At 59.4% G+C, this 2,757-nt stretch carries 3 protein-coding genes; all 3 read right to left on the reverse strand.

Features of this window, described 5'->3' with window-relative positions; translation table 11 throughout:
• The coding region (locus JHD74_RS25565) for a thiamine pyrophosphate-binding protein (protein WP_255519194.1) at nucleotides 1–790 on the reverse strand (790 nt) is incomplete at its 3' end.
• A 36-nt stretch (nucleotides 791–826) separates the two neighbouring features.
• The gene (locus JHD74_RS25570; protein WP_199063851.1) at nucleotides 827–2,296 is read right to left on the reverse strand and encodes an aldehyde dehydrogenase; all 1,470 of its coding nucleotides are present in this window, start codon (nucleotides 2,294–2,296) and stop codon (nucleotides 827–829) included.
• Between the two features lie 16 nt (nucleotides 2,297–2,312).
• On the reverse strand, nucleotides 2,313–2,757 hold a 445-nt coding region (locus JHD74_RS25575; RefSeq protein WP_199063852.1), incomplete at its 5' end, for an aspartate dehydrogenase.

Genomic DNA, 2,757 nt, shown 5'->3' on the forward strand with positions numbered 1-2,757 from the left:
GGATAGACTCAACGCTTGGCGAGTTGTGGAAGGCCCGTAGGCTGCGCGGATGGCTATCCGGTAAAATCCCACGCCCATGGGTGCTGGAGATCACTACCACACCGGCATCCGCCAACTGTTTCACCGCCTCACGACAGGCCAGCGCACCACCACCAACCCACAGTAATGGACGTTTGGCACGCTTCACCTGCTGGTAAAGACGTTCAACCGCAGCTTCATCCGCAGCAGGCAGCGCTGGAGGCTGTACCACCTTCCCTACCAGGCTGGCGGGAACCAGGCTGTTCTGAATATCGATCGGGATCTCTACCGCCACCGGGCCACAAGGCACGGTCTGAGCATCCAGAATGGCGCGCTGGATCACCGCAACCGCCTGCTCTGGCGAGTTCACCCGGTAGGCCTGTTTCGAACAGGCGCGCAGGAAGCCCAGTTGATCCTTGGTTTCGTGGATAAACCCGGCATCGGCGTCCAGATAGGCTTTCTCTACCTGACCGGTGATATGCAACAGCGGCGTATTGGCATTCAGCGCTTCAATCATCGCACCGACGGCGTTACCGGCTCCGGCACCGGTACTGGTCAACGCCACCCCCAAGCCAGAAAAGCGCCCGTGGGCATCAGCCATGGTTACAGCACCTGCCTCACCGCGCGCCGGAACAAAACGGATCGCGCCACGCTGCCCAACGGCATCGGCAATCGGCAGATTGTGGATCGAGATGATGCCGTACATTGCCGCCACCTCGTACTGTTCCAACGTTCGGGCTATCGCCTCACCAACCGTAATTTTTTCGCTCATCATCTGCCTTCTTATTGTCTTTGATCGTAGGGTACGTCAGTCGCTCCAGCGGTTAGGCTGATTGCTGAGGGAGAGATACAAACTCTTTTGCTGCATATAGGCCTGGATGCCATGCAGGCCCTTTTCGCGCCCCAGGCCGCTTTGTTTAAAACCGCCAAACGGTGTGGAAATCGAGAATGTCTTGTAGGTATTGATCCAGACGGTGCCGGTTTCCAGCTGTTCCGCCAGCGCCATCGTACGGGCAAAATCACGGCTCCAGATCCCGGCCGCCAAGCCATAGATCGAGTCGTTGGCCTGTTCGATCAGTTGCTGTTCATCATCAAACGGCAACACTACCAGCACCGGGCCAAAGATCTCTTCCTGGCAGGTGCGAGCACTGTTGCTCAGCCCTTCAATAATGGTCGGCAGGTAGTAGCAGCCCTGAGCCAACTGCGGATCGGCAGGAGCTTCACCGCCAATGAGCACCCGGCCCCCCTCCTGCTGAGCCAAGGCCACGTAGTCCGCCACGCTCTGGCGATGCTTGTGGCTGATCAGCGGGCCAAGGTGGACACCGGCTTGCAGCGGGTTACCAATACGCAGCCCGGCGGTCAGCTCGCATAAACGGGCCAACAGCGGCTGATACAGCGAACGGTGCACAAACAACCGTGATCCGGCGATACATGCCTGCCCGGCCGAGCTGAAAATGCCGTAGCAGATGCCACGTGCCGCCTGTTCCAGATCCGCATCTTCCAGCACGATAGTGGGCGACTTGCCTCCCAACTCTAGCGATGTAGGGATCAGTTTTTCTGCGGCAATATGTGCCAAATGACGGCCAGTGGAAGTCCCGCCGGTGAAGGAGATCTTTTTCACCAACGGATGGCGAGCCAAGGCTTCACCAATCACCGACCCCTTGCCCGGCAATACGCTGAGTAATCCGGCAGGCAAGCCAGCCTGTTCAAACAGTTCGGCCAGCTTCAGCGCCATTAACGGCGTGGCTTCTGCCGGTTTCAGTACCACCGCATTCCCTGCCGCCAGCGCCGGAGCCACCTTCTGCATTTCACTGGCAATCGGTGAGTTCCACGGTGTGATCGCCGCTATCACGCCCAGCGGCTGATACTGGCTCAGCGTCATCGCATCACGGTTACGCTGGGTAGGAAGCTCCCCCTCCAACACCTCGCAGGCGGCAGCAAAATAGCGAGCCGTAGCCGCCGCACTCATGACCAGACCACGGGTCTCAGCCAGTGGTTTGCCATTGTCACGGGTTTGCAACTGCGCCAGGCCTTCCACTTGTTCAGTAATCAAATCGCTAACGCGATGCAGGATCGCCGCACGTTGATGCGGTACCAATCCACGCCAGCTCGGCTCGCGCCAGGCTTTTTCTGCCGCCGCAACCGCCTCATTCACATCCTCGACGTTCGCCGCTCGCAGGCGAGCATTCACGCTGCCATCAGCCGGGAAAACCGAACTCATCTCTTCGCCGCGCCCTTCGCACCAGCGGCCGGCAAGAAAAATCTTTAACGTTTCCATGCTTTGCTCCTGCCATTCAGGCAATAAAACCGCCGTCCACCAAACTGCGGCAGGCTTGTACCGCACTCAGCGCCGCCAGCGTTGATGTTTTCGGGTTGCTGGCCAGCGGGTTGCCGCACAGCTCAATCTGGAACTCGCCAAACTGGCCACACACCTGTAGGCGGTGAGTATTACGTTGAGTATGCGGATCTACCTGCAAGCGTACCCGCGTGGCATCCATCCCCAAGCCATGGAGCGCAATGGTGGCCGCTACGTTGGCGTTGGCTGGGAACATGCTTGCGGCTTCCCGCGCCGACCCCTCAAAGAACACCTGGGCTTCGCTGACCGCATCCAGATTAATCATTTTTTCCGCCGGGCTGCCGCGCCAACTGGCCGGGCTTTTGCTGGACTGATAGGTCACGCTGTCCAACCCGCCTTCCCGCGCCGAAGCCAGGCCATCCATACCCGCCACCGCACCAGAC

It is taken from the genome of Serratia sp. ASV30, from assembly GCF_016428815.1.
Lineage (GTDB): Bacteria > Pseudomonadota > Gammaproteobacteria > Enterobacterales > Enterobacteriaceae > Chania > Chania fonticola_C.

Coding starts and splice junctions, on each gene's coding strand:
- JHD74_RS25570 (WP_199063851.1), bottom strand. CDS start 2,296: ATGGAAACGTTAAAGATTTTTCTTGCCGGCCGCTGGTGCGAAGGGCGC.